Below are 26,080 nucleotides of genomic sequence, written 5' to 3' on the forward strand. Positions count from 1 at the left end.
CTTCATTCCTATCCGCTTGCTTCGGCAACAACGGCTTCTGGCTCGGCTCTGGGAGAACCGAGATAGGTTTGTGCAAGTACGTCCAGAAAGGCTCCGCGCAGAACTGTATCTTCGCTTTGCTGGCTCAGCTCGATGTCGACCGCATCATAGATGCTTGGCAAAACCGTCGCTCTTACATGGGTCTTGATTTGTTCAAGAAAGTTTTGACCGAACCCGGCATATTCATCTCCGATCACCACCAAATCCGGATTGACGAAGTTGATGCAGTTGGTGATGCCTTGCGCCAGATAACGCGCAACCCTGTGCACCTCTTCGCTGGCAAGCCGGTCATCCGCCGCATATGCATCGAGGACCTGAGAAAAATCAGCGTCTGAAGTCAACGTTGTGCCGCTGACGTCCTCCGCGCGCTCCCGAATGGCGCGCAGTAGGGCAATGCGTGACGTAAAGAGTTCCAGACAGCCTCGATTTCCACATTTGCACTGCTCGCCATCAACGCTGATGGACGTATGCCCCAGTTCACCTGCAAGTCCTTGCGCCCCGCGGTGCACATGGCCATCCACGACAAGCGCCGAGCCGATCCCCTGACCGGCCGACACGTACAACATGACCTTGGCCCCCAGCGCCCGGCCATGATGGCGCCATTCAGTCAAGGCAGCTGCCTTGGCGTCGTGTGTGGAGTGAACAGGAATGTCGGGGTAGCGGGAGCGCAGCTCGGGGATCAGGTCGAAGCCCTGCCATTGAGGGCTTTCAGTCATGAGGATGACGCGTTCATCCCGCTCCAGGAACGGGCCAGGAACAGCCACGCCAATGCCATCGACCTGTTTCAAATTGCCAATCTGGCGATCCAGTGTCTCGGAGATCTCCTTGAAAGTCTGCTTGGCGGACCCGTCTCGTGCGATGGGGAATTCATTGGTCTCCAGCAGGTCACCGCGCAGATTGAATGCAGCGATGGAAAAGCTACGCCGCTGCAGTCGGAGACAGAGGATGTATCGCCCGGAACCGACAAAGGCCAGGTTGATCGATCGTCGGCCGCGCCCCCCGCGAACAAGCCCCACTTCCTCTACGATGCCATTGTCGATAAGGGGTGCAATTGCACGGGTGACGGTCGCCTGATCCAATCCGGTGGCCACACTGATTTCCTTGCGCGAGCACTCTCCCATGTCGTGCAAAGCCGCAAGGATGGCGCGCCTGTTGTGGCCTTGAATGCCTTCGATCGACAGACCTTTTTGAGCAAGCTTCATGTCCGAACCCCAATTCTTTCAATTTGGCTCAAACATAGCGAGTTTTGATTGCGACCTGCAATCAACTGTCGGGTGCTACGCATCGACGATCTCCTGAAACAGGATGTCGGCGAATGTGGCACTTTGTCGGATCCTCTCCGCGTTGGGCATGTCGGTCTTGGTGATCTTTTCCCGCGTCTCGACTTCACCTCTGCCGCCACGTTCGTGGCGTTGCAGCAAGCGCTGCTTCAGGAGATCGTCCGGCGTGTCTACAAAGATACGCAGGTCGAAATGCGATGCCGCTTGAACCCAGGTCGCTTCATTCATCAGAATGTAGTTGCCCTCGATTATGCAAACGGCTTCGTTTCCTTCGATCCGAGTGCCTTGTGGGACCGGGTCATGTATGTGCCGGGAATATCGCGGCCACCAGAACGCATCTCCCCTGGACAAACGTACGACCGCATGGGCGAACGCGTTGCCATCAAATGTATCGATACGGCCTTTCACGCTTCTAAGCCCTTCGGCCTCAAGCTGGGCGTTTGTTTTGTGAAACCCGTCCATCGGGCAGTAGGCAGCAATGTGCCCGGCAGCGCGTAGATCCTCGGCCAGCCGCTCGGACAGCGTAGACTTACCCGTCGCCGGAGGCCCCGCAATTGCGACAATGAGCGGCGGTTGACCTGCCCCTATCCGCTTTTCAGTTGCACCCAGAAGGCTGGCATAGTCGGCGAGCTGCTCAGGCATCCATCCAACTCCGCGTACCCGCATGGGTGCAGGACTTACCCGCAATCTGGTTTGCGATATTCAACGCATCTACAAATGACCCGATCTCGAGATACGCATGGCAGAAAGCGCCGTGGAAAATGTCTCCTGCGCCCAAACTATCGACAACGTCCACCTCCAAAGCGGGTATCTCGCCCTGACGTCCCTGATCATGCCAGACGACCCCAGCGTGACCCCGTGTCATCGCCCAGCGATGGATGCCCAGGTCCTCACACATATTGGCAAAGGCGCGTGGTCCCTCGGGACAAAACACGTCGCTGACAATTGGAATATCGGCCAGCTTTAGAAAGTCCGGTGACCAGTCTTTCCAGCCACCGCCATCCAAAATGATTGGCCCTTCAAACGCACGCAAAGCGTCAGCGTGGGCCGCAACAAAATGCCGTTCGTACTGGTCGATCTGAATCAACCCGTATCCTTCCGTCAGGATCAGATCATCTTGAGAGTGCACCTTTTCGCACTCATCCCCTGCGCCATTGACAATCATCCTGGCCCCAAGGCTCCGGGTTGAAACAACTGTCGAAAGAGGAATGCGATAGTCCGGGTCATTACAGATGTCGTGCACCGTAACGTTTCTGTCCTTCAGATCGGACGTCAGCATTGTCTTCATTGGGCCCGGCGCACCCAGCGATGTAGCCAGCGCCGCCCTTCCGCCAAGATGGGCGAACGTAACGGCGGCGTTCAAAGCAGACCCGCCCGGGATCACATCATTGCTCAAAGCCTTGGTCTTGCCGTCCGGACCCGGAAAATCCTCGACAAGCGCGGTGACATCCATCACCGAGCGGCCTATGAACAGCGCCCGGCTCACGCGGCCTTCCGGGATGGATCGAGCCCGCCATCAGCATACCGCTTTGCCATTTCGGCAACTGGGATCGGCTTGATTTTACACCCGTGGCCCGCTGCCCCGAACCTCTCGAACCTGTCACGGACCAGCGTCTCAAGCTCCACCATGCCGGCCAGGATAAACGCCCGCGGATCGAAGTTCGACGGGTTGTCCCGGGAGAAGCGCCGCATTGCGCCGGACATGGCCATGCGGCAATCGGTGTCGATGTTGATTTTTCGAACACCATACCGGATCCCGCGTTCGATCTCTTCGACGGGGACGCCCCAGGTTTGTGGCATTTCACCGCCAGAGGCGTTTATCAGGTCCTGTAAACCCTGTGGCACAGAGCTCGATCCATGCATCACAAGATGGGTATTCGGTACGCGACGGTGGATCGCCTCAATCTGGCTGATGGCCAGGATGTCGCCATCCGGTTCCCGTGTGAACTTATAAGCGCCATGAGAGGTCCCACAGGCTATCGCAAGCGCATCGACCTTGGTTGCAGCTACAAACTCCGCCGCCTGATCGGGGTCGGTCAAAAGCTGATCGTGATCCAGTTTGCCCTCTGCCCCGGACCCGTCTTCTTCACCCGCCTCGCCGGTTTCAAGCGATCCAAGAACACCCAACTCTCCTTCGATTGAGGCACCCGTCCAATGTGCGATCTGTGCAACGCGGGCCGTGATATCGACGTTGTGGGCATAGCTGGCGGGTGTCTTACCGTCGCCCATCAGGGAGCCATCCATCATAGCCGAGGTGAACCCCGCAGCGATGGCGCTGACGCAGGCCTGTTCGTCGTGGCCGTGGTCCTGATGAAGACAGATTGGGTTGTCGGGATACATGGACGCCAGTGCGTTCACTATGGCGACGATCATCCGATCTCCGGCATAGGCCCTGCGAACATTCAAGCTGGCCTGCAGGATCACCGGTGCGTCGCAGGCGCGCGCAGCGTTCATGATCGCAAGGCCCTGCTCCATATTGGAGATGTTGAACGCTGGCACACCAAATCCTTGATCCGCCGCATAATCAAGCAATTGTCTGAGGGTTATGAGGGGCATGGCGAGGCCTTTACTTGCGGAAGTTGAGATTGTGGAATTTGGCCGAGCCTTCCTGAACAAAGAGACCCCAGGCATCGGTATTGGAGATGTCATAGACCCGGAAGGATGCAACAACCTGCCCGGCCACAAAGCATTCTATGGCCGACCCGTTGCGCAGGATCTGGACCCGGTAACACCCATCCTCCGGTGTGAAGGCGAGCGGACGCTCGACCAATGGGCTGTCGATCTCCTGACGGACCTCAATGCCATGCCGCTCATTGAGCACCAGGCTGTCCCAAAGTGGATCCATCGCGGCAGGCCAGCGATCAAACAGGACGCGCTCCTTCATGGGCTCGATTGAAAGGCTGTAACCGCTGTCCAGATGATCGCCACCGCGAGGTTCGATGAGAATACCCACTGCTTCAGTTGCGGGGCTGGGCTCGATAAGCACATCGAGCAACACATCATCCCGGTTCGGACCGTCGATGAACGCGTATCCGTATGATCCTGTCGCATCACACCGAGGGTCTGCATCGCCGGTCCAGTCTCCCAACATGGGGCGCAGCTTGTGAGGCACGGTCTCTGCGTAACTCTGGTCCACGTTATCGGGCAGTTTGCAGGTCAGCGTGCCGTCTGGCAGCGAGACAAGTTCGCGCGGGCTGCCCAGTTCTCCGCCCCAGACCCAGCTGCGCTTGGGGCCGTGATGCTTGCGGAACGGAATCCATGCGAAACTCATGCGGCGGTCGCCATCGCTGGCGGATTTGGCGGCGTAGAACCGACGCCCGTCAAGACTGTCGAGCTTGCGGCTTTCCCAAGGACCATCCGGGGACTTTGACACCCGATACACGGTTTGCATTCGTTCCGAGTAGCGGCTTTCAACGAGATACCACCAATCGCCCAGCTTGAAGATTTCCGGGCATTCCGGGCAATGCGTCAGCATCGAGGACGCCAGCGGCGGGCCGACCTCCCAGTTTTCCAGATCATCGGACGTGGCAACGGCAACACAGCCCCGACGAAACTGCGGACCTTCCTTGAGGCGGGCCGAGATCAGCATCTTGAAGCACCCTGCCTCTTCGTCGCGGTAGACAAAGGGGTCGCGCCAATCGACGGTTTCGTACCAGCGGGGATCGGGGGAGATCATCGGGTTGGATCCGGATTTCTCCCAGGTCTTGAGATCGGTCGACGTTGCTTTGCAAATTGACTGTGGCGAGGCCGATTGACGGTTGTAGCCTGTATAAAAGAAGTGAAAAACGCCCTCGTGCTCAATGACAGAGCCGGTCCAGATCCCATCACCGTCGCATTCGCCATGCGCGCCGGGACCAAAAGCGTCGGGCATTACTTCCCAGTTTACGAGGTCATCTGACCGAAGATAAGCGGTCGAGACACGCGCCCGCTCAACATATTCCCAGGCGCCTACGGGGGGTTGGGAAAAAAACAGATGCCATGTGCCATCGTGGTAGAATGGCATTGTATCACCAGCGGCAGCACCGCGCTCCGGAGCGTATCCGAAAAGTCTCATCTGCGGACCTCGAAAAAGAGTTTGATATTTCTGGGTCCCCCGGCCCATTGAGCCGGGGGAGGGCATGCTGCGTGCAAGGGGAGTTATTGCACGTAGTCTTGCCAGTTTGCCTGCCAGGCGTCGATGAAACCAGGCAGATCAGCGTCGGGATTATGGACCTTGCTGAGACTGCGAATGGTGTCCGGCGAAAGAATACAGCCGTTCAGAAGACTGTTGGCATAGGTATCTACATTGTCGGCCGTTACCGGAATGAGGCCAACCCGCGGCTGGGTGTCTTCAATCGGGTGACCGTGCAGATAGTCATAGAGCTGGATAAGACCGAACCCGCCAACCATCCAGTGACCACCGATCGAGAAGTCCAGCTTGCCGTCCTTGATGAACTGAGCCACCTGCTCGTCGATATCTGTGGTGATGATGGCGATGTCATCTCGCCCGGCCTGTTCCACCGCAAATTGACTGCCAAGGCCAGCGACCGCACCAAGCACGACGATCGCGTCAATCTCGCCAGGTCCGAAGCGGGCAATGAACTGTTCGGCATATTTCTGGCCATTCTCCCGGTTCAGACGATCCCAGGCCTCGGCGATCACCTCGACCCCTGCCGCATCCAGTTCCGATTGGACACCAGCCCAGATTTCTTCCGCAGAAGTCACACCCTTCTGGTTCCAGACCATCGCGACTTTCTTGTGCCCCAGATCTGCCGTGGCTTTGCCAATCGCCTGCCCCCAAGTGTCATTGTTCTGGGTCACCTGCGCGATGAAATCCTCACCTTCATAGTCATCGTCGTAGCTGGACACCACCAGTCGACCGACAGCAATGCCCGGAATGTCATTCTCTTCCAGAAGACGGGCGACCTGGATACCGGCCGGCGACGTCAGCGGGTTGAAGATCAGCCCGTCCGGGCCGCTTGCGATGATGGATTCAGCTTGCGCAGCGTGCTGTTCTTCCGAGTTCTGATCGTCAAACTCCTTCAGCTCGACACCAAGCGCATCGGCGACGCAGCGTTCAAAACGATGGCGGTTGATTACCCAAGGGTTTGTTTCCGGCTGGCCAAGATCTGCGATTACCAGATCGGTACGAGCTTCGCTTTGAGCCGTTGCCACGCTCGCAAGCGGCAACATGGCTGCTGTCACAAGCAAAGGCTTGAGCATCTTGTAGGTCATGATCTCCTCCCTGGAGAGTTTTTCGCGTTGATTGCGGAGAGGTAAACTCCTATTTAATGCGTACTGCAATTAAATGCAGTTTGCAAGTATATATCCAATCCGCTGAACCAACCCGGGAACCTTGAGGTCAGGAAGTAGTAAAAATCCAGGCTTTACGGCTCAAGCAGTCAAGGCATCAAGTTCCGCGCGAACCACGCGGTACGGCAGGGCACGGTGAGGAACCGGTTGGGCCGATGACCGACGACTGCGGGTCCATCGCACCCAATAGGAGGAAGATGAGCCTTTGGTATGAGCGCAAATCAAGGAAGTTGAACGTTTAGCCGGCAAAATCTCAAACGATACAAGCTACTTCTTCATTTCTCAGCCTATCTTGAACCGGCTTTGGATCAAGGCTCTAATCGGCCTCGAACAGTTGGTGATTTTGGCGCTGCTCTTGACGTCATCCGTATCGGAAAGCTGCGCTCCGTTTCGGTTTCAATCAAAAAAGGCGCCAAACACTACGATCTGGAGGCTTGTAATGGCGGCGGCAATTTGCACTGGTCAGTGTCTTTGTGGAAAAATTGAGGTTCGTATTTCGGGTTCTCCCGAATTTTCGGTTTTGTGTTTCTGTCTGGACTGTCAGAAAATTTCCGGTGGCGGCCATCTTCCGCAGTCTGCGTATCTTAGGCAGCATGTGGTAATTAGCGGCGAGCCGAAGCTCTACAGCTGGGAGTCTGACGCCGGGAACACCGTCAGCCTGGGTAATTGTTCTGACTGTGGTTCGCCGATCTACAAAGCGACGTCGAAGATGCCGGAGTTTCTATTCGTCGCGGTAGGTGTTTTGGGCGACCACTCTGGTTTCGAGAACCCCCATATGGCTTTCGTCGAAAACTGCCGGGATTGGGACAGGTCACGCGCTCTCAAACTGAAGGGTTCTCTACAGTGAAGGCTGGTCCAAATTCAATTCGCCAAGACGGTCGCTTCTCTCAACGCGCCCGTAAATGATCAGGCATATTTTTTGATCGCCGCAGTTTGATGGCCTCCGGAATTACCAACAGGTGCAGCCTGCCCTGCCTCCCAAAGTGGGGTCGTTTGCGGTACGGGGCGAATTGACACTCTAAGCGTTTTCGCGATGCCGCTTGACGATGCTGAGCACCGTGTTTTTGCTGATACCGAGGTCGCGCGCGATCCAGCGATAGCTACGACCTTCCTCAACGGCAGCAAGAACGTCGGGTGCAAGTTTGTCTGATTTTGGGCGCTGCCCCGGCTGACGCCCAAGTTTTTTACCACGCGCTCTGGCGGCAGCCAGGCCAGATTTTACGCGCTCGCTGATCAGGTCTCGCTCAAACTGCGCGATCCCAGCCAGCATTGTTGCCATCATGCGCCCATGTGGCGTGTCTAATTCAAAAGTCATACCGGACATTGCTACGACCGAGACTTTCCAACCCGAGAGCCTATTGAGGGTATCAAGCAAGTCTTGAGTGGAGCGCCCCCACCGGGAAAGCTCAGTGACCAACACGGCGTCGATTTTCCGAGTTTGAGCCAGTTCCATGATTTTTGACCGCTCCGCGCGGTTCGACTTGGTGCCTGACGCGGTTTCCTTGAAAACGCCCATCACATCATAACCGCCTCGCTCCGCAAACTCGGCCAGCTCACGCAATTGGCGTTCGCAGGACTGATCGGAAGTCGAAACCCGCGCATAGATAGCCGCTCGCTGTCCCATTTGAACCCTCATAGATTTTCGCTTTGCAAGTCATTGAATTTACTGACGTGATTATTGTCATAAACAGACATATTTTTAATAGGTACATATTTCATGCCCCGCCGCAATATTCTGACAGAACGACAACGCGCAGCGTTGTTTGATCTTCCCTCCGATGAAGCCTCGCTTCTGCGGCACTACACTTTGTCCAACGAAGACTTGGAGCACATCAATCAGCGCCGCCGTCCGGAAAACAGACTGGGTTTTGCGCTTCAGCTTTGCGCCCTGAGATATCCCGGCCGAGCGCTGACACCGGGCGAACTGATTCCGCACGATGTGCTTGCCTTCATAGGAGCTCAGTTGGGACTCACCGGTGAGGCGTTGCTTTCATACGCCGCGCGACGACAAACCCGACAGGAACACATGGAGGTACTGCGTAGCTTATACGGCTATCGGGCATTTTCTGGTCGCGGCGCGCGTGATCTTAAGGCCTGGCTTGATGAGGCAGCAGAAGTTTCCATATCCAACGATGACATTGCGCGTCGCTTTGTCGAGGAATGCCGGATGACACAGACGATCCTGCCAGCGGTCACGACGGTCGAGCGTTTATGTGCGGATGCTTTGGTGGCTGCTGAACGAAGGATCGAAACTCGGATCGCACAACGTTTGACTGATGATCTATGCGGCCAGCTTGACGCATTATTGTCTGAACGCATTGATGATCGGCTCACGCGGTTCGTCTGGCTGCGACAGTTCGAGGTTGGCAACAATTCGGCAGGTGCAAACCGACTGCTGGACCGGCTGGAATTTCTACATCGTATCAACCTCCCGTCTAATTTGGTTGCGGGTGTGCCGGAACACCGTGTCACCCGCCTCCGGCGGCAGGGTGAAAGGTATTTCGCCGATGGTCTTCGCGATCTGCCCGACGATCGTCGTTTGGCCATCCTGGCGGTCTGCGCGTTGGAATGGCGCATGGCCATTTCAGATACGATTGTCGAGACCCATGACCGCGTTGTCGGTAAAACCTGGCGCGAAGGGCAACGGTTTTGCACGGTGCGGATTGAGAATGCCAGATCAGCAGTTCAGCAAACGGTTCGGTCATTCCGGGACCTGGGTGCCGCTTTGCTGGAAGCCAAACAGGATGGGGCCTCTTTGGAGAATGCCGTTGAAAGCAGTCTGGGCTGGGATCGTCTGCCTGATCTGGTCGCCATCGCCGCGAGATTGTCCGATACGTTGTCGTCAGATCCGATTGCACACGTCGTTCAAGGTCACAATAGATTCAGGCGCTATATCCCGCGAATGCTGCGCCTTCTGAGCATGGAAGGAGCCAATGTTGCTCTGCCACTCATAGAGGCGACGGATCTGATCGAGAGCGGCGTAAAGCATGACCAACCAAGGGATTTCCTGCGTCGGACATCCAAGTGGCATCGGCATCTGGATAGCCAAGACCCGGGGGACAAGCGCCTTTGGGAAGTGGCAGCGTGTTTTCATCTGCGGGACGCCTTTCGGTCGGGCGATGTTTGGCTGAAGCAATCCAGGCGCTATGGTGATCTGAAACGTGTTTTGGTCCCGGCGACGGTGGCGGCAAAGAATGCTCGGCTGGCCGTGCCGCTTGATCCGGAAACATGGCTGGCAGATCGGCACGCTCAGATGGAGATCGGGCTGCAACTACTGTCGAAGGCTGCAAAGAACGGTGAAATTCCGGGCGGCGCGATCAAGGATGGCGTTCTCAGCCTGAGCCGTTTGCCAGCGAAAGCACCTTCTGACGCAGCCGCTCTCTTGTTCGATCTTTACAAGCGTGTACCAGACACGCGGATCACCGACATCATGCTGGAAGTGGATGAAGCGACCGGATTCTCGGATGCTTTCACCCATCTGCGGACTGGCGCACCGCCGAAAGATCGCATCGGCTTGATGAATGTCCTGCTGGCCGAGGGTCTGAACCTCGGGCTGAGCAAGATGGCTGAAGCCAGCAATTCCCACGGATTCTGGGAACTGATGCGTATTTCCCGCTGGCACATTGAAAGCGAGGCATATGGCCGAGCGCTAGCAAGGGTTGTTGACGCCCAAGGCAATCTTCCGATGGCGCGGTTTTGGGGTATGGGGCTGACAGCCTCAAGCGACGGACAATTCTTTCCTACCACCCGCCAGGGCGAAGCCATGAACCTGATCAACGCAAAATACGGGAACGAACCGGGCTTGAAAGCCTATACCCATGTGTCTGATCAGTTCGCCCCATTCGCATCCCAGACCATCCCCGCCACCGTCAGTGAAGCACCTTATATATTGGATGGACTGCTTAACAACGAAATGGGCAAGCGGATCAAGGAACAATATGCCGACACCGGCGGGTTCACAGATCATGTATTCGCCGTCACTTCAATCCTCGGCCATCGGTTCATCCCGCGCATCCGGGACCTGCCCTCAAAACGGTTCTATGTTTTCGATCCCGGCGGTACTCCGCCCAACTTGAAGGGGATGGTTGGCGGCAAAATCCGGGAGGAGCTGATTGCCTCAAACTGGCCCGACATCTTGCGGATCGCCGCGACCATGACCGCAGGAACCATCGCGCCAAGCCAGATCCTGCGAAAACTGGCGTCATATCCGCGTCAGAACGATCTTGCCGTTGCTTTGCGTGAGGTCGGTCGTGTCGAACGCACCTTGTTCATGATGGATTGGGTATTGAACACCGACATGCAGCGCCGAGTGCAGATCGGCCTGAACAAAGGCGAAGCCCACCACGCGCTAAAGAATGCACTCAGGATAGGACGACAGGGCGAGATCAGGGACCGAACCGCGGAAAGCCAGCACTACCGAATGGCCGCGCTCAACTTTTTGGCCGCCATCGTGATTTACTGGAATACGGCCCGTTTGGGTGAAGCGGTCGCCGAGCGCAAGGATGCTGGGCTGCCCATTCCGCCTGAACTTCTGGCGCACACTTCTCCACTTGGCTGGGCGCACATCCTGCTCACAGGTGAATACAAGTGGCCGAAAAAGCGCTGACAGACCCTGAACTCGGACATTGGCTGCGCCTTGTTCAAACTGGAAAGAAGCGGACATAGCACCATTTCGCTGCACAAACCCCAACGGCGGCAATCATCGCATCGCGAATACGGTGGAAAACGCCTTGGGCGGGAGGCTGATCTTCTCCATGGTCGCAAAGTAATCGGTTAGTGAGCGAAAAAGCCGACATTCAAGTTGCGCGACATCCAGTCTCTCTTCTGCATGCTTGCGTGGCGGTTCCATGCTCGTCTTGCCAGCACCAAACTTGCATAACACTAAGGGCTCAAACGCCTCCCATTGTATGAGAGGGTCTCATATTTCTGACCATTCTTATTAATTTCCTTTGGAGGTCATGAAGATGTAGCCTCATCATCAGTACCGCGTCAAAATCAGGGTAGTTCGCAATGGATCGACAGGCACCAGCAAAACAGGGCCAACAGGAAGAGCTCCCTAGAGGGCGGCGGAAGCGAGGGCGATCCAATGCTGGTTCGGACACTTCCGGCACAGCCGCTCGCAATTCGAACTATTGCGCTTTGAAAAATGGCCTCATCAGGCAACCCGCATTTTCCGAAGACCGGTTGGAGAGTTTGCACCGAACCGCCTTGCGGGTCCTCGACGAATTGGGAATTCGCGTTTTGCATGCTGAGGCTCGAAATAGGTTTGCAGCGGCGGGTGCGAACGTGGATGAAGCGACGGAGATCGTCCGAATTGATCGCGCATTGGTGGAACAGGCCCTCGCGTCAGCACCCAGCGAATTTACTCTGCACGGCGCCACGCCGGAAAAGGATGTCTCGCTGGGAGGAGACAGCGTTGTTTTCTGCCCAGTAATTGGTCCGCCCTATGTCTCCGATCTTGATCACGGCAGGCGCACAGGGACGCTGGAGGATACTCGGAACTTTATTAGGCTATCCGAACATTTTGATGTGATCCATGTACAAACCACCAACGTTGAATCCCAGGATATTCCCTCTCAATTTCGGCATTTGCATACTACTGAAAGTCAGCTGACGCTCAGCCGGAAGCCAGTTTTCATTTATTCTCGTGGCGCGCCACAGGTGCGTGACGCGCTCGAGATGGTAAGAATCGCGCGTGGCCTAAGTGGCGAACGGTTTCGGGCGAAGCCTTACTGCTACACGTCGATCAACACAAATTCCCCGCGTCAACTGGATGTGCCCATGTGTCAGGGCATCATCGACTTCGCGGACGCGGGGCAGATGCTGATTATCACGCCTTTCACGCTGGCGGGTGCCATGGCGCCAGTTACGTTGCCCGGCGCGCTTGCCCTCCAGCATGCAGAGGCATTGGCGGGGATTACGCTTGCGCAGATTGTCCGGCCCGGTACGCCCGTGGTCTACGGTTCCTTCACCTCAAATGTCGATATGAAATCCGGGTCGCCAGCCTTCGGGACACCTGAGTTTGTGTCCGCCGCATTCGGGGCTGGCCAACTGGCGCGGCATATCGGCCTCCCCTGGCGTGGTTCTGCCGCAACTTCGTCGAACGCTACGGATGCGCAAGCCGTCTACGAAACTGCAATGTCCGCCTGGGGCACTCTGTTGGGAGGGGCAAATTTCATGATGCATTCGGCTGGCTGGCTGGAGGGCGGGCTCACTGCATCGATGGAGAAATTCGTCCTGGATGTGGAGCTGTTACAAATGTTCGGTGAGATCTTTCAAAGACAGCAACTTGACGATGCCGACACGGACTTTGAGGCGATAGCAAGCGTTGATCCCGGTGGGCACTTTTTTGGCAGCGATCACACTTTGTCACGCTACCGAACCGCATTTTACGAACCGCTTGTCTCAGATTGGAACAACTTTGGCACCTGGACTGAGGCAGGCAGTAAATCTGCACCTCAACGTGCCAATGAGATCTGGAAACGCATTCTACGCGAGTTTGAACCTCCGCGCTTGGATGACGCGGTCGCCGAAGAGCTCAGGGGCTTTGTGGAGCGCCGCACGAGCGAGGGCGGTGCGCCGCCGGAATCTTGACTTCTCCGAAAACTCGGAAGCCCTAAAACGAGGCACTATCGTATGCGTATCAGCGAAATTCATGTCTTTCAAAAAGATCTGCCGATAAAAGGTGGCCCATACACTTGGTCAGGAAACTCTTTGCATTCGGTTGATTCCACTATCGTAAAGATGGTTTCCGACACAGGGCTGGTTGGTTGGGGAGAGGTCGCACCCGTTGGGCCAACTTATCAACCGCAACATGCACTTGGCGCACGCGCGGCGATTGCGGAAATGGGGCCAAATCTGATCGGGCAATCAATTCTTACGCCACTTCTCTTGCGTCGGCGGATGGACGGTCTTCTCAACGGTCACAACTACGCCAAGACGACAATCGATGTCGCGGCTATGGACATGCTGGCCCGGAACTATGGGGTTCGGGTCTGTGATCTGCTCGGTGGTGCGGCGGCCGAAAGGCTGCCCGCATATTATGCGAGCGGTCTAGGCGAGCCTGATGAGATCACACGACTGGCAAAAGAAAAAGTTGCACAAGGCTATCCAAGGTTTCAGATCAAGGTTGGGGGCCGGGACGTTGCCATTGACATTGCGGTCGTCCGAAAAGTTTGGGAGGCGGTTGGCAACAGGACACAAATTGTTGTCGATGCAAACCGCGGCCTGACGGCAAGCCAAACCTTGCGGTTGAGCTTGGCCTGCAAGGATATTCCATTCGTTCTAGAGCAGCCCTGCAGCACCATAGATGAGATCGCTTCTATTCGGGCACAGGTTGCTCACCCCATCTATCTCGACGAGAGTACGGAGAGCCCCAACGACGTCCTTCGGGCCATCGCAATGGGGATTTGCGACGGGTTTGGTCTCAAGTTGAGCCGTTTGGGTGGTCTGACTCCCTTTGCAACAGTGCGTGATCTATGTGCGATGCGGTCTCTCCCGCATACCTGTGAAGACACCTGGGGTGGCGATATTGCTGCAGCTGCCTGTATTCACATCGCAGCAACCGTTGAGCCACGTCTGTTAGAGGCTGTCTGGACGGCAGGAAGCTACATTGAGCAACATTATGACCCTGAGAATGGCATTGCCATCGAGGGCGGTTACTTCGCGGTCCCCAAAGGGGTGGGACTTGGCATCACGCCCGACGAAAGCCTGTTCGGTGAGCCTGTTGCAAGCTTTGGCTAGAGTTTTGGCGCACATCCGTCAAGGTCTAGGTCGGGCCAGCGGGTGTCAATCTAGTCGACACCTTGGCACCAGTTCTGGTCGGATTTTGCTTGAAGGCTTCAAAGATTACACATGAGAAAATAGCGTGCCTGCGCTCCAATACATGTGCGATTGCATTTTTCACAAGTGAACGCGGCAGCAATGCTATTTTGCATCGAACACACGCTTAATCGGAACCATGCAGGACGGGCCGATTTGGCAATCACACTGTATATCGACCACCGAATTCATCGGGAAACCCAATCTCCAGTTGCACCGAGGTTTCCCAGAATTTGCCGAAATGCTGTGTGACCTCGGTGCAGGGCGTCGCTCTCAAGTTCGACGAGCTTTTCGGGGCTGAACTCCGATTGCTGTAAAACGACGACAGCCGGGTCGAATGGAGGGTCGAGAAATGCAAATGTGCCCTCGCCCAAGTTTACCCCATCCAGCGCTGTGCGACCTTCTTGAATAGGCGCGCTATAAGCCCAGACGTTTTCGAAAGTGAACCGCCGCAATCCCTGATTCAGCAAACGGCGGGTCAGTTCGGTAAGAGGCAGGAACCCGTCCCCCACCGGGACACCCGCAACGGTGAGCTGGCCAGCGTCCTCAGGGCGTATCATCACATGGTCTTTGAAATGGATGGAGTGGACATGGGGCAGCACCGCTTCCAACGCTGCAATCGGGTCCTCGAGAACCATCTGCGAATTGCCGTAATCATAGAGGATTTTCAGATTGGGGTGGGTCACCCGCTCCACAATCTCTGCCAGTTCTGGCCCGGTGAAATCCTCGTGGTTTTCCAGCACGATGATCACGCCCAGTTCACCCGCCTCCTGCATCACCTCCGCCAGATCAGAAGCCGTGTTTTGCATCATCTCCCGCACCTCCCCGCCATGGCGGGTATAGGTGCGCAAGGACGTTGCCCCCATGCGGTGGGCCACCTTCAGCATCTCGGACATATTGCCCGGTGACGTGTCCGAAGTGTCGATCTCCAGGCTCATCCCATGGGCTGTCAGATAGGTGCGCAGCCGATCCATCCGCTCAGTCTCGCGACCGCCCAGATGACGGTAGCTGGTATCATTCAGCGAAAGGCTGATGCCCTGAAAGCCCATTGACCGCGCGAGATCCGAAAAGGCAACGGCGTCAAATCCGGGCTTGTGCGCGAAGTGATGCCAAAGGCTGAAACTGTGGATGGTGGTCTCAACGATCATGCAGGTTGCCTCATGTAATCCAGTTCTACGCCAAGCGCGCGGCGGTACCGGGCGCAAATTTCTGCGTCCGTCAATACTTCGGCCCGCCATGCGCAATAGCCCGCAAAGCGCCAGGCATAGGCCGGGCGCAGCAAGGCATATCGTTCAGCAAGATCCGGGCGGGCCAAGGCTTGCCAGAAGGCATCTACCTCTATGCTGGTCAAAGCCTCACGTTCCGCAAGGATCTGAAACGCAGGTGAGAGAAAGCTATAGATGTCCTCGCAGATGTCACCAGCAGCAGGGCATTGCCAGTCGATCAGACGCAGCGCCGTTTTCGAGCCGACAAGGTTCACACCTATGTCCGTATGGACAAGGGACAGCTTTTCCAGTGCGGGTACCCCGGGCGCCGGCAGCGGTGCGGAAGCTGGCATGTGCTGGCAGCGTGCGAAAAACGCAGCCCCCTCGGCTATGATATTCGGGGATGTCAAAGGCACTTTGCGAAACCCGGAAGGATCGGCGGCTTCCTTGCGTAAAAGCAGCTCTGCGACGCTTGGCATATCCCCGTCCCACATGTCCCCTTCGACAAATTCGTAAACCAGCAGCGCGGCTTCAGGCCAATACCCAACCAAATCCGGAGCAACGTCCAGCCCAGCAAGGCGGCGCAAGGCCTCTGCTTCATCATCTGGCAAATTGGGAAAGAGGGTGCCTGTCATCGGCTCTGCAAACTCTTTGGCGACAAGGCGCACGCCAGGCGCATCGACACGCCAGACAGTGTTGAGATACCCTCCCTTGAGTTTCCGAAAACCCGTCCGGTTGCCTGCCAGACCTTGCTCACAAAGGAACCGTCGCAGTTCAGCCTCTGTCATGCGAAACCTTTCAGCGTCTCATAGAGTTCTACGTCAATCGGAATGCCCTGTTTTGCAAGGTGCTGCTTGTTCGCCTCGCGCCGCGCATTTGGCAGACGGGCGCCGTCCTGTTCGGTGATGGAGGCCACAAGCGCAGTGATCGTCTGATCAAAACTGCCGTCAGACAGTTTGCCCGGCTCAAAGGCCACAAAGAACTGGCCGTTATCGATCGGCTTGCCGTCATTGTCGGTGAATGACCCCTGATCCGGCCCCAGCTTGCCCCCGGCAAGGGCGGCGCACAGCACCTCAACCAACAGCCCGATGCTGAACCCTTTGACGCCGCCCGCGGGTGCCATCGATCCGTCAAGCCCGGCTCCGGCGTCGGTTGTGGGATCGCCATTCGCATCCAGCGCCCAGCCCAGGGGGATCGGTTCGCCTTCTTCGGCAGCACGTTTCACCGCGGTCCAGGCCACCTGCGTTGCCGATTGATCAACCAGAAAGGCTATCCCGCCATTCGGAGCAGGCACTGCATAGGAAATGGGGTTGGTTCCGATGATCGGGGTCTTGCCGCCGACCGGCGCAACGGTAGGAACAGCATTGGTTGCACCGATGGCCAGAAGGCCTGCGCGCGCAAGATACCCGGTGTGAAATCCCAAGGTTGCAGCATTATAGGAATTATGAACGCCCATCGCCGCAACCCCATGCGCCTTGGTCGCCGGGATCAGATGTTTGAACCCGGCCTCAATCGCCGGATGGGCGAACCCGTGCAGCGCATCCACGCGAAAGCTGGTGTCGGACAGCGCCTCGATCTGCGGGATGACCTTGCCATCCACCTTGCCGCTGCGCAGATGGGCGCAGTAATATTGCAGCCAGTAGAACCCGTGGCCCTCCAATCCGGACAGTTCTGTATCCAGAATGGCGTCAGTGAAATACCCTGCGTTCTCTGGCGCGGTTCCGCTGCCGGTCAACGCATTCCAGATCAGTGCGCGGGCCTCTTTGGGTGACAGTAAAACGCTCATTTCGCATGCATCCTTCTTTTGCGGTCACGGATGACAGCCGTCATCTCTTCGGTTCCGTCGTGGTAAGTGCCGAACCATTTATCGAGCGGGAATTCCGGGCTGCCATAGTTGCATTCGTAATAACGGTGGTGAAGCTGGTGAAAGAACCCGCCAATCAAAATGCGCGCTTTGTTCCTGGCAAACACAGCCTCGTATCCGGAATGACCGGTCGGTGCCCCCAACATCTGCCAGTGCAACAGGAACATCATGTATACGGGATGGGCGGGCAGCACGAAAAAGTTCAAAAGACTACTGAAGTAGAACAGATGCTCAACCGGGTGCATCGACAGTCCGGACCAAGGGCCAACGTTGACATTCCGGTGGTGCACCGAATGCACATGCCGGTACAGTGGCGGCCAGTGGATCAGGCGATGGATCAGATAGAAGTGGATCCCCTGCAGCAGGGTCAGCAAAGGGAAAAGCAAGACAAACCATACCGGGCTTTCAGAAAATGAAAGCGGCATCGTCCATCCGTTGGCATAGGCCCAACGTATGGCGATCTCAAAACCAGATGCAATCGCCACACCATAGACCAGCGTGTGAAACATGTTGTCCCATGTCTGGTATCCAAAGAGGAACAGCGCATTCTTGCGACCGGTGATCGGACGGGCATCAAAACGCAGCACGTTGCCCTGTACGTCAATTCCATAGAACCAGATATGCAGACCGCCAACCACCATAAGCACAGCAACCATATTCCGCAGCAAGACCAGCGTGGCCCAATCCCACGACAAAGCCGCCTCAGCAGGCACAAAGGGCATCAGCCAGAACGCGATGACAAAGCTGTAGACCAGAAACAGCGCCCGGTCAGAGACCTGCAAGAAATTCTCAAAAAGCCAGCGCAGAACAGCCCATGGCCGAGGCGGCCAGTACCAGTAGGGCATGGATTGCAACGGTAGTTCTGGCGCGTGGTTCCAGGTCGAAGATTTTCGTTGATTTGTAGACATGGCTCAGCCTGCTTTCAAAGGGAATGCCCATGTTTCCTGGTTTCGGTGATGCACCGAGGGCACTGTTGCAAGCCGTCCGGTTCGACTTCGACCTAAAAACTCGGAAATGGGGCGGCCATTTGGCCGCCCTGTCCAAGTCAACTTTCGAGCCAGACGAGATCGAGGTGTTGCTCCCGCCCTTGCTGCATCTCGTAACCATGAACGCCCTCCCGGTAAGACCGGAAATACGACCGCCAGTAGGGCTGGATGATGGCACCGGACTCGCGCAGCAACGTTTCCAGCTCAGCCATGATCGTGCGTCGGGCATCAACATCCGGCGTCGCCAAAGCCTGGTCCAGAAGGGCATCGAACTCGGGATTCGAATGGGCGCTTTCGTTCCAGGGAACGCCTGACCGGTACGCGAGTGACAGCACCTGAACACCGAGTGGTCTCGGGTTCCAGTTTGTCGACGAGAAAGGATACTTAGCCCAGTCGTTCCAGAAGGTTGAGCCAGGCAATACCGTCCGCTTCACCTTGAGGCCGGCGTCGCGAAGTTGGGCCGCGACCGCGTCGGTGGTGTTCTTGATCCAGTCGACATCCACTGAGATGATTTCAAACTCATGCTCGGACTGACCTGCGTCTGCCAACAAGGCATTGGCCTGTTCTACATCGCGAACATGGGGTCCGATATCGGCATATTCCGGGTGCATCGAACCCACGTGGTGGTTCTCGGCAACGACTCCAGTGCCGTTGATGCCCAGTTCGAGCAGAATGCTGTTTTCAACAGCCAGCTGTGCAGCCCGCCGGACGCGAACATCATCATAAGGCGGTTGATCCGCATTCATCCTGATGACGATTGTCGCTGCGGTTGCGATGCTGGAATTCACAATTCCGATGTTTTCGAACGCGGGCAAGGAGTCCGGCGAGGTTTCGTGGTTTCCATCGACCTCTCCGGCATCGAAAGCAGCGACTTCCGACGCAAAATCTGTTCCGTAGTCAATCCACTCGATACCATCGAGCCAGAACTCACCGCGCCACCATGGTGTCTCCTTTCGGCGCACCTCAGCCTTTTGACTGACAGTGTACTCAACAAGTTCACAAGGCCCAGTGGTGATCGCAAGTGCCTCGAAAGGATCCGCGCTGCCTGAATAACTGCGATGCATTATAAGGGCAGGATAGTCCGCCATGCCGGCGACCAGCGAAATGTCAGCAGTGGGCAGGTTCACGCGGACCGTGTGGTCGTCAATTCTTTCTAGCGAACCATCGCGGACCTTTTTGGTTTCGGTGTCGACGAGCCCACCCATCCTGGCCGCCATCGAGTTTCCTTCTACGTCCGCCTCGCACCAGCGGGATATGTTGTGGATCACGTCGTCTGCATTGAATTCGTCGCCATTTGACCATTTGATGCCTTTGCGAACGTTGAGAGTGTAAGTCTTGGCATCGTCGCTCGTCTCCCAGCTTTCAAGTAGCCAGGGCTCGAAGGTGAAGTCACGGTTCCAGCGCACGAGGTACTCGTTGCACTGACGGGCGACATTGGCAACTTCGTCCCAGTCGAACGTACGCGGGTCCTTGAAACTTTTCACCGACATCGAAATCCGCATAACGCCGCCTTTTTGCGGGCTTTGCGCAAATGCCGGGGTTGCAGTAATTCCCCCGAGTGCCAAAGCCCCCGAAGCTGTCACCCCGAAAGCAGCCATGCTTGCCAGATACTCTCTGCGGCTGAGTTTACCCGCCCTGAAGCTGGCGGCTGTTGGTTCCGCAAGCGGATGCAATGATCTATCCGTCATCATGAAGTCTGTCATGTGTTCCTCCCAGGTTGCCATTCCAGGTGCCGATTACTCGCTTCGAAGGCGACAACACTTGATCTTTCCAAGGCGAGACTTCCGGTCTGGTGCAGTCGATATTTGGTTCGGGCGGCACCGCCCCAACATTGGGGAGCGTAGGTAATTGCTTTGTCTTAAAGAAATTAATAATATTCACCAAAAGTATGATGGAGATTAATTCATGGCGGTCTTGGATCTGCGGCATTATCGTGTGATCCGCACACTCCAAACACAACGTACAACTGTCGCTGCTGCGGAGGAGCTTGGCCTGACGCAATCCGCTGTCAGCCATCAGATTGCGGAGGCAGAGCGACGTCTGGGCCGACCTCTTACGAGACGAGTGGGTCGTAGGCTCGCCCTAAATACCGCGGGTGAGCTTCTGGCAGCCGCCGCTGAGTCAATCCTTCGTGAGGCGGAGTACGTTGAGCGCAATTTGTCAGCGGGTCCGGATGTTGATCGTACCGAGATCATGCGAATTGCCAACTATGCCTATAGCTCTTACAAATGGCTGCCCTGGTTCTTGAAGGAAGTGCAAGCAGAGTTTCCGAGCCTGTTATTCGAATTTGAAGCCAATACATCGAAACTGCCTGTCCGAAGCGTTGCCGACGGAGAAGTGGACATCGGAATCGAACCCGGGACTATCTCGTCGCCGTCCGTGCATGTGGAGCCACTTTTTGCAGACGAGCTTGTTGGTGTTTGCCACGTGAACCACAAGGTTGCTTCGAAGGACTATCTTGAGGCAGCCGATTTTCTGGATGATCCGTTCATCACCTATTCTTCGATTTTTGAAACTGGCATCGAGGAAGACTTGTTTTGGCGCCCGTCAGGAATGAGACCAAGAACGTTACTCAATGCCGGGCTGACCGATGCGGTTGTTGAACTTGTCAGGGCCGAATTCGGCCTGACCATTCTCAGCCGCACAACAATCACACCGTTTCTCAAGGATAAAGAACTGACCTGTCTAAAGCTCACGAAAAATGGCCTCCCTTTGCAATGGAATGCCCTATACCGGCTGGGAAGCCCCCGCGCCGATAGACTTGAATGGATTGTGGGAAATTTGCGGGAGTGGTGCCAACTGAGATTTTAGTCCTACCTCCGGTCCTGCCTTTGTCGCTGGGCTAGACAAGAGCATTCGACATGACGAAGACTGGCGGCCACGATTGCAGTAAATAGGCATTTGCAGATCGCGACAAAATACCGGGGGAGCGATCAGCTGTAAGGTGTCCCACTTCGACATCGCTCACAGCGATCAAATTGTGCTGTTGTGAGGAATGGCCGGTTCGGTGACACTGTTTCGCGGCGAGGCCGGGCCCAATGAATAACCGATAAGGACCTGTCATTGCCATTGCCTATGGCAGCAATTCGCGCTTCGCACCTGTTCATGCGAAGCGCAGCATTAGGTAGATTGGGCTCTTTCGTTGAATCCGCCGCACTATGCGCGAACGGCGGCTTTATCGAAAACGCTTAGAGTGTCATTTCGCCCCGTCCCGCAATGGACCCCAAAGTTCCTGTATTGGGGGACGAGTTCGGCTAGGGGCATGATCGTATCAAAAAAATGCTTACCTTCGCTGCGCGCTGCATGAACCGTTAAAACGCGGACCTTGCCGACATTGGATTTTGGCACTTCGCTGACGCAGTAACTTCTTGCGGTTGCGGCACGACTGTTGCTGTGGCGTGGAAAATGTCTCCATTCCGGTCATTCGAGGGTACTGATATCGTCCGGATCGAAACCGTACTTTCGCCGCTGTAGTCCCGAATCAACAGTGACGGTATAGGCCAGACTTTGGGTTTTCGATCTTCGCTGACGCAGCATTCTTTTGCGCGCGGATCTAACCCAACATGGTATGTTGTCGTTGTGGTAGAATTAGTCCTGCGTCCCAACGCGAAAGATAGGCCACCGCGCGGGTATCTTACAAATTGGCCTCACCGGAAGAAGACAAACCTTTCAAGGATCAACTCGCTTTGGTGACCGTTGGAATATTCGGATCGTGGTCGCCGCCTTGCAGCCGCGCGGCCGTTGCCAGAACGAGCGCTTGCGAAATACACATGGGGGCTGCGATGGAACGTGAAAATGTCTGGCGATGCTCCGGCACAACAAAAAAAGGCTTGGCGGATTTGGCGAGAGGCGAGAGGTTGCTATCTGTGATGGCGATTATCGGGTGTCCAACTTCTTGCACCTGCTCGACAATCTTTACGACTTCGTTTGCGTAATAACGGAAAGACACCGCCACGAGAACGTCTCCTGTCTGCATTGTCTGCGCCATATGGGTCGCCAAGCCTCCGCTCGGATCAAGCATCACACATCGCTTACCAATCATAGTCAGCATGTATCTTATGAAGTCTACCACAGGTGCCGATCGCAGTTGCCCAATCAAGAATACTGTTTCCGCTTTGCTAAGCCGGTCGGCGGCGAGCGCGAGGTCATCGCCTGAAATGTCCTCAATAAGGGACTGAAGGGACGCAATGTCTCTGACCACCAGATCGCGCAGAAAGCCCATATCGCTGGGATCGTCTCGGTTTCCGAGGTCATCCTCTAGCGCACGGACGCGTGCTTCAAATCCGGGTGCCGCAGTCTCCAGTCGCTTTTGAAACAGGACTTGCAGATCTTTGAAGCCGGTGTACCCCATCGCTTGGGCAAATCGGACGAAACTAGAAGCATGAATACCACAGCGATCAGCAATCGCATTGACAGAATGCACCGCAATTTCGTTTGGGTTCTGCGTCAAATAGAGCGCGATGGCCTGATGAGACTTGCTCATCTTGTCGTAGCGTTCCTGCACCAGTTGAACAAAGGTTTCAAAGTCCGAGGGACCCGTTGACAAGTTTTGATCGCCCAATCTAGGACCCTCCGAATTACCGTCGTAGCGTCGACAATGCGACCGACTGCTTCCTGGTGTGAACTTCTAACATCAGACTTTCGCAAACCTTTGCATTTTCTTAGCTCTCCTGATGGGTCTGGACAGTGCAGCGAACCGTCACGGGCTCACATCTATCCAAGTGCGATTGTTGGAAGACTCTTGGATCTGCTCCACCAATGATTGAATTCGCAAGCCCGCGCGGAAATTGAAGGGCTCTGGGCCATCGCCATTGATGGCGGACATGAACCCCGCCACTTCGATGGCCTTGAGTTCGTTAAAGCCGATCTGGTGGCCAGGGGCCATGCAAAAGTGACCATATGGCGGATGGTCAAGTGCAGCTTCGATCCGACGAAAACCCTGACGCCCGGCGGGATCATCGGCAGAAAAAAAATGCAACTCATTGAATCGCTGCTGGCTGAAGGCAAGCGCACCTTTCGAGCCATAGACCTCAAAGTCGTGTTGCATCTTCCGCCCCGTGGCTATCCAGTTGCCTTCGATCGATCCTGACGCACCATTGGCAAAGCGTAGAATTGCGCGACCTACGTCATCGACGGTGCTTTCATGCGCAATGCCCTCTGAATCGGTGCGTGCGCCATGGACTGTCACCAAATCGCCTAAGATTTCAGAGATCGGGCCAAGAAGGAACTCGGCCGTGGCCAAGGCATGGCTTCCCAGATCGGCAAGCGCCCCACCGCCTTCGGGGTCGATGCGGAACGTCGCCGTGCCTGTCGCAGAGGTCATGTAGTCTTCGGCGTGGAGACCGCGATAGCCATAAATCTCACCAAGTTCGCCAGCGGCAATCATCTCGCGCGCCAGCCTAAGCATCGGGTTGCACAAATAGTTGAAACCCACTTGTGTTTTAACACCTGCTGCTTCGGCGGCCTCGGCCATTTCATTGGCGTCAATGACCTTTGGAGCAAGGGGTTTTTCACAGTAGACGTGTTTCCCAGCCGCAGCCGCTGCGAGCGACATCTCTTTGTGCAGGGCATTGGGTGCAGTGATCGAGACAATGTCGACCTCGGAATCGGCGATGATGTCGGTCCAATCCGCCGTGTAGTCCGAAAAGCCAAACGCGTGTGCGGCAGCTTGTGCCGCCTGTTTGTTGACATCAGCGACGGTGTGCAGTTCTGCCTCGATTGGCAAATCGAAAACCCGGGCGGCGTTTACAAAGCCAAAGGCATGAGTTTTACCCATGAACCCGGTGCCAATGAGCCCGACCTTAAGCTTAGGCTTGTTGCGGGACATTGATATGGTCTCTGTTCACAATCAACGTGTGGTCGATTGTTCCATTGAAGTAGTTCAGAATATTCTCGGCGGAAGAGATTGCCATACGTTCGGCTGCGTCCTGCGTAAGCCCGCCGATATGGGGGGACAGGATGACCTGATCAAACTTCTTGAGGGCGCAATTGTCCCGCATCGGTTCAGTTGCAAACACATCAAGTCCTGCCGCACCGACTTTGCCACTTTCAAGCGCTGCGACCAGTGCGGTCTCGTCAATCAGCCCGCCTCGGGCGGTGTTCACCAAAACGACCCCATCGCGCATCGAGGTAAATTGCTCTGTTCCGATCAACGGCTCGCCAGTATGAGGCAGACTGAAGGAAACCACGTCGGCCCAACCCAAGCCATCTTCAAGATTGGCGACGCTTGGCGCTCCGTCGTCGGGCCACCCTGCTTTTCGTAGATAGGGGTCATAGGCACGCACATTCATGCCAAACGCACCCATCATGCGGCCCGTGTGCCGACCGATGCGCCCGTAGCCCACCAGCAACAGATTCTGCCCGCGCGCATCACGGGCCTCCAGCCTATTGCGCCACTCCCATGGGCCATTGCGGACTGATGCGTCGCCCCGCAATAGACGCCTGTTGGCCGACAGGATCAACATGGCGACATGCTCGGCCACGGTGGTTGAGTTCACATCCCCGCAAACCGCCAGGGCGATGCCGCGCTTATTCAATGCTTCTACATCGACAGCGTCATAGCCCACGCCATGGCGTGACATGATTTTGACCTTCGGACCAAGGGCGACCGTAGCCTCGCTAACCGGCTGTGTGCGCAAAAGTACCGCATCGGCATCGGCGATCTTGGCTGCGAGGCTTTGTTCCGAGGTTTCGTCAATATAGGTGACTGTGATGCCCTTGGCCCCATCCAAACGGGCGCGGCCAGAGGGATGCAAGGGGCCTGCGACAACGACATGAGGCATCAATAGCCACCTTTCGTCGTCGCGGCGATTTCGCCGCCGGTGAGATCACGGAAGCGTTTCACGCTGGCCGCAGCCGCGCCGGCCAACAGGCGGCTATCACCTGAAACTGTGGTCAGGCTATAGCCCCATTCGATCGCGCGGACCGCATATTCCGGTGTGCCGCAATGGAGGCAAGCCTTGATGCCCGCATCCTTACAAACATTCGCGATGTGCTGGATCAGTTCGATCATCTCGGGCTCTTCGCGGTCGAAACCGGGCGGCAAGCGGCCCTCCTGGGTGCCCAGAGTCAGATCGGCCGGCCCCACATAAATCCCATCAAGTCCCGGCGTTGCGGCGATTGCCTCGACATTTGCTACACCCTCGGCGGTTTCAATCATGGCGAGTGCCACGACCTCGTCATTCATCGCAGGACCATAACCTGGCATGGCAATACCCGCGCGTGTTGGCCCGAAGCTGCGCTGACCGTGGGGGGGGTAGCGTATGTAGCTGACAAATTCCGCGGCTTGCACGGCCGTGTTGATCATCGGGCAGATGATGTTCATTGCCCCTGCATCCAGAGCTTTCATGATGATCGCCGGATCAAGCCAGGGAACACGCGCGCCGATGCTTACACCGCTTGCCCGCATCGCCTGGGCCATGGGCAGAAACGCGGAGTAATCCAACGCCCCATGCTGAATATCAACCGAGATCGCATCATAGCCTTGCGCGGCCATGATCTCGGCGGTGAACGGGTTGCCGATGGAGCACCAACCGTGGAGCACCGGTTTCCCCGCAGCCCACATCTTTTTGACTTTGTTTAGTCCGCTCATCG

At 56.3% G+C, this 26,080-nt stretch carries 21 protein-coding genes; 5 read left to right on the plus strand and 16 right to left on the minus strand.

Features of this window, described 5'->3' with window-relative positions; genetic code table 11:
* Nucleotides 1-8: 8 nt before the first annotated feature.
* The 6 genes from ACR0L4_RS13985 to ACR0L4_RS14010 form a co-directional block, all read right to left on the minus strand.
* The gene (locus ACR0L4_RS13985) at nt 9-1,241 is read right to left on the minus strand and encodes an ROK family transcriptional regulator (protein WP_170432339.1); all 1,233 of its coding nucleotides are present in this window, start codon (nt 1,239-1,241) and stop codon (nt 9-11) included.
* A gap of 75 nt (nt 1,242-1,316) precedes the next feature.
* Nucleotides 1,317-1,961 carry an AAA family ATPase gene (locus ACR0L4_RS13990; RefSeq protein ID WP_170686477.1) on the minus strand — a complete coding sequence of 215 codons (645 nt, stop codon included), beginning with the start codon at nt 1,959-1,961 and terminating at the stop codon, nt 1,317-1,319.
* Nucleotides 1,954-2,805, minus strand: a complete 852-nt coding sequence (locus tag ACR0L4_RS13995; RefSeq protein ID WP_170686476.1) for a PfkB family carbohydrate kinase — start codon at nt 2,803-2,805, stop codon at nt 1,954-1,956. Before ACR0L4_RS13995 ends, ACR0L4_RS13990 begins: the two co-directional genes overlap by 8 nt.
* A complete protein-coding gene (gene fba, locus ACR0L4_RS14000) occupies nt 2,802-3,875 on the minus strand; it encodes a class II fructose-bisphosphate aldolase (protein ID WP_170686475.1) in 1,074 nt (357 codons plus the stop codon). Before fba ends, ACR0L4_RS13995 begins: the two co-directional genes overlap by 4 nt.
* Before the next feature lie 10 nt (nt 3,876-3,885).
* Nucleotides 3,886-5,373, minus strand: a complete 1,488-nt coding sequence (locus ACR0L4_RS14005; RefSeq protein WP_170686474.1) for a family 43 glycosylhydrolase — start codon at nt 5,371-5,373, stop codon at nt 3,886-3,888.
* Between the two features lie 83 nt (nt 5,374-5,456).
* Entirely contained in the window at nt 5,457-6,533 is a 1,077-nt protein-coding gene (locus ACR0L4_RS14010) for a sugar ABC transporter substrate-binding protein (protein WP_480513645.1), read from the minus strand.
* Nucleotides 6,534-7,050: 517 nt separating this feature from the next.
* On the opposite strand from ACR0L4_RS14010, the gene ACR0L4_RS14015 reads away from it, so the two are divergent.
* Nucleotides 7,051-7,458, plus strand: a complete 408-nt coding sequence (locus tag ACR0L4_RS14015; protein ID WP_170686473.1) for a GFA family protein — start codon at nt 7,051-7,053, stop codon at nt 7,456-7,458.
* A gap of 171 nt (nt 7,459-7,629) precedes the next feature.
* Here the strand turns inward: ACR0L4_RS14015 and ACR0L4_RS14020 are convergent, their stop codons facing one another.
* Nucleotides 7,630-8,247: a recombinase family protein gene (locus tag ACR0L4_RS14020; protein WP_480513647.1), complete on the minus strand. Its 618-nt coding sequence runs from the start codon at nt 8,245-8,247 to the stop codon at nt 7,630-7,632.
* Between the two features lie 81 nt (nt 8,248-8,328).
* On the opposite strand from ACR0L4_RS14020, the gene ACR0L4_RS14025 reads away from it, so the two are divergent.
* The 3 genes from ACR0L4_RS14025 to ACR0L4_RS14035 all read left to right on the plus strand — a co-directional run bounded on the left by ACR0L4_RS14025 (nt 8,329) and on the right by ACR0L4_RS14035 (nt 14,354).
* The gene (locus ACR0L4_RS14025) at nt 8,329-11,217 is read left to right on the plus strand and encodes a Tn3 family transposase (RefSeq protein ID WP_170686471.1); all 2,889 of its coding nucleotides are present in this window, start codon (nt 8,329-8,331) and stop codon (nt 11,215-11,217) included.
* A gap of 404 nt (nt 11,218-11,621) precedes the next feature.
* Nucleotides 11,622-13,205 carry a trimethylamine methyltransferase family protein gene (locus ACR0L4_RS14030; RefSeq protein ID WP_170431623.1) on the plus strand — a complete coding sequence of 528 codons (1,584 nt, stop codon included), beginning with the start codon at nt 11,622-11,624 and terminating at the stop codon, nt 13,203-13,205.
* A gap of 42 nt (nt 13,206-13,247) precedes the next feature.
* The gene (locus tag ACR0L4_RS14035; protein WP_170686470.1) at nt 13,248-14,354 is read left to right on the plus strand and encodes a mandelate racemase/muconate lactonizing enzyme family protein; all 1,107 of its coding nucleotides are present in this window, start codon (nt 13,248-13,250) and stop codon (nt 14,352-14,354) included.
* A 266-nt stretch (nt 14,355-14,620) separates the two neighbouring features.
* Here ACR0L4_RS14035 and ACR0L4_RS14040 read toward each other — a convergent pair whose 3' ends face one another.
* From ACR0L4_RS14040 to ACR0L4_RS14060, 5 genes are all read right to left on the minus strand, one after another.
* Nucleotides 14,621-15,580 (minus strand): sugar phosphate isomerase/epimerase family protein, encoded by a 960-nt coding sequence (locus ACR0L4_RS14040; protein WP_170431619.1) that lies wholly within the window; start codon nt 15,578-15,580, stop codon nt 14,621-14,623.
* The gene (locus ACR0L4_RS14045; RefSeq protein WP_170431617.1) at nt 15,577-16,425 is read right to left on the minus strand and encodes a protein kinase family protein; all 849 of its coding nucleotides are present in this window, start codon (nt 16,423-16,425) and stop codon (nt 15,577-15,579) included. The genes ACR0L4_RS14040 and ACR0L4_RS14045 overlap by 4 nt, the downstream gene beginning before the upstream one ends.
* On the minus strand, nt 16,422-17,423 hold the full coding sequence (locus ACR0L4_RS14050; protein ID WP_170686469.1) for an Ldh family oxidoreductase: 1,002 nt from the start codon (nt 17,421-17,423) through the stop codon (nt 16,422-16,424). The genes ACR0L4_RS14045 and ACR0L4_RS14050 overlap by 4 nt, the downstream gene beginning before the upstream one ends.
* Nucleotides 17,420-18,409, minus strand: a complete 990-nt coding sequence (locus ACR0L4_RS14055) for a sterol desaturase family protein (RefSeq protein ID WP_170431613.1) — start codon at nt 18,407-18,409, stop codon at nt 17,420-17,422. The genes ACR0L4_RS14050 and ACR0L4_RS14055 overlap by 4 nt, the downstream gene beginning before the upstream one ends.
* A gap of 137 nt (nt 18,410-18,546) precedes the next feature.
* Nucleotides 18,547-20,190, minus strand: coding sequence for an ABC transporter substrate-binding protein (locus ACR0L4_RS14060; protein WP_170686468.1), 1,644 nt, complete (start codon nt 20,188-20,190; stop codon nt 18,547-18,549).
* A gap of 202 nt (nt 20,191-20,392) precedes the next feature.
* On the opposite strand from ACR0L4_RS14060, the gene ACR0L4_RS14065 reads away from it, so the two are divergent.
* Nucleotides 20,393-21,298 carry a LysR family transcriptional regulator gene (locus tag ACR0L4_RS14065; protein WP_170431610.1) on the plus strand — a complete coding sequence of 302 codons (906 nt, stop codon included), beginning with the start codon at nt 20,393-20,395 and terminating at the stop codon, nt 21,296-21,298.
* Between the two features lie 865 nt (nt 21,299-22,163).
* Here ACR0L4_RS14065 and ACR0L4_RS14070 read toward each other — a convergent pair.
* The 4 genes from ACR0L4_RS14070 to ACR0L4_RS14085 form a co-directional block, all read right to left on the minus strand.
* On the minus strand, nt 22,164-23,048 hold the full coding sequence (locus tag ACR0L4_RS14070; protein WP_254436329.1) for a MurR/RpiR family transcriptional regulator: 885 nt from the start codon (nt 23,046-23,048) through the stop codon (nt 22,164-22,166).
* Between the two features lie 138 nt (nt 23,049-23,186).
* Complete coding sequence (locus ACR0L4_RS14075) at nt 23,187-24,314, minus strand: Gfo/Idh/MocA family protein (protein WP_170686467.1); 1,128 nt, start codon at nt 24,312-24,314, stop codon at nt 23,187-23,189.
* Nucleotides 24,295-25,269, minus strand: a complete 975-nt coding sequence (locus ACR0L4_RS14080; RefSeq protein ID WP_170432360.1) for a hydroxyacid dehydrogenase — start codon at nt 25,267-25,269, stop codon at nt 24,295-24,297. The genes ACR0L4_RS14075 and ACR0L4_RS14080 overlap by 20 nt, the downstream gene beginning before the upstream one ends.
* Nucleotides 25,269-26,078 (minus strand): HpcH/HpaI aldolase family protein, encoded by an 810-nt coding sequence (locus ACR0L4_RS14085; protein WP_170432363.1) that lies wholly within the window; start codon nt 26,076-26,078, stop codon nt 25,269-25,271. Before ACR0L4_RS14085 ends, ACR0L4_RS14080 begins: the two co-directional genes overlap by 1 nt.
* Nucleotides 26,079-26,080 lie beyond the last annotated feature (2 nt).

The sequence above is a fragment of the Ruegeria sp. AB5 genome (assembly GCF_056542645.1).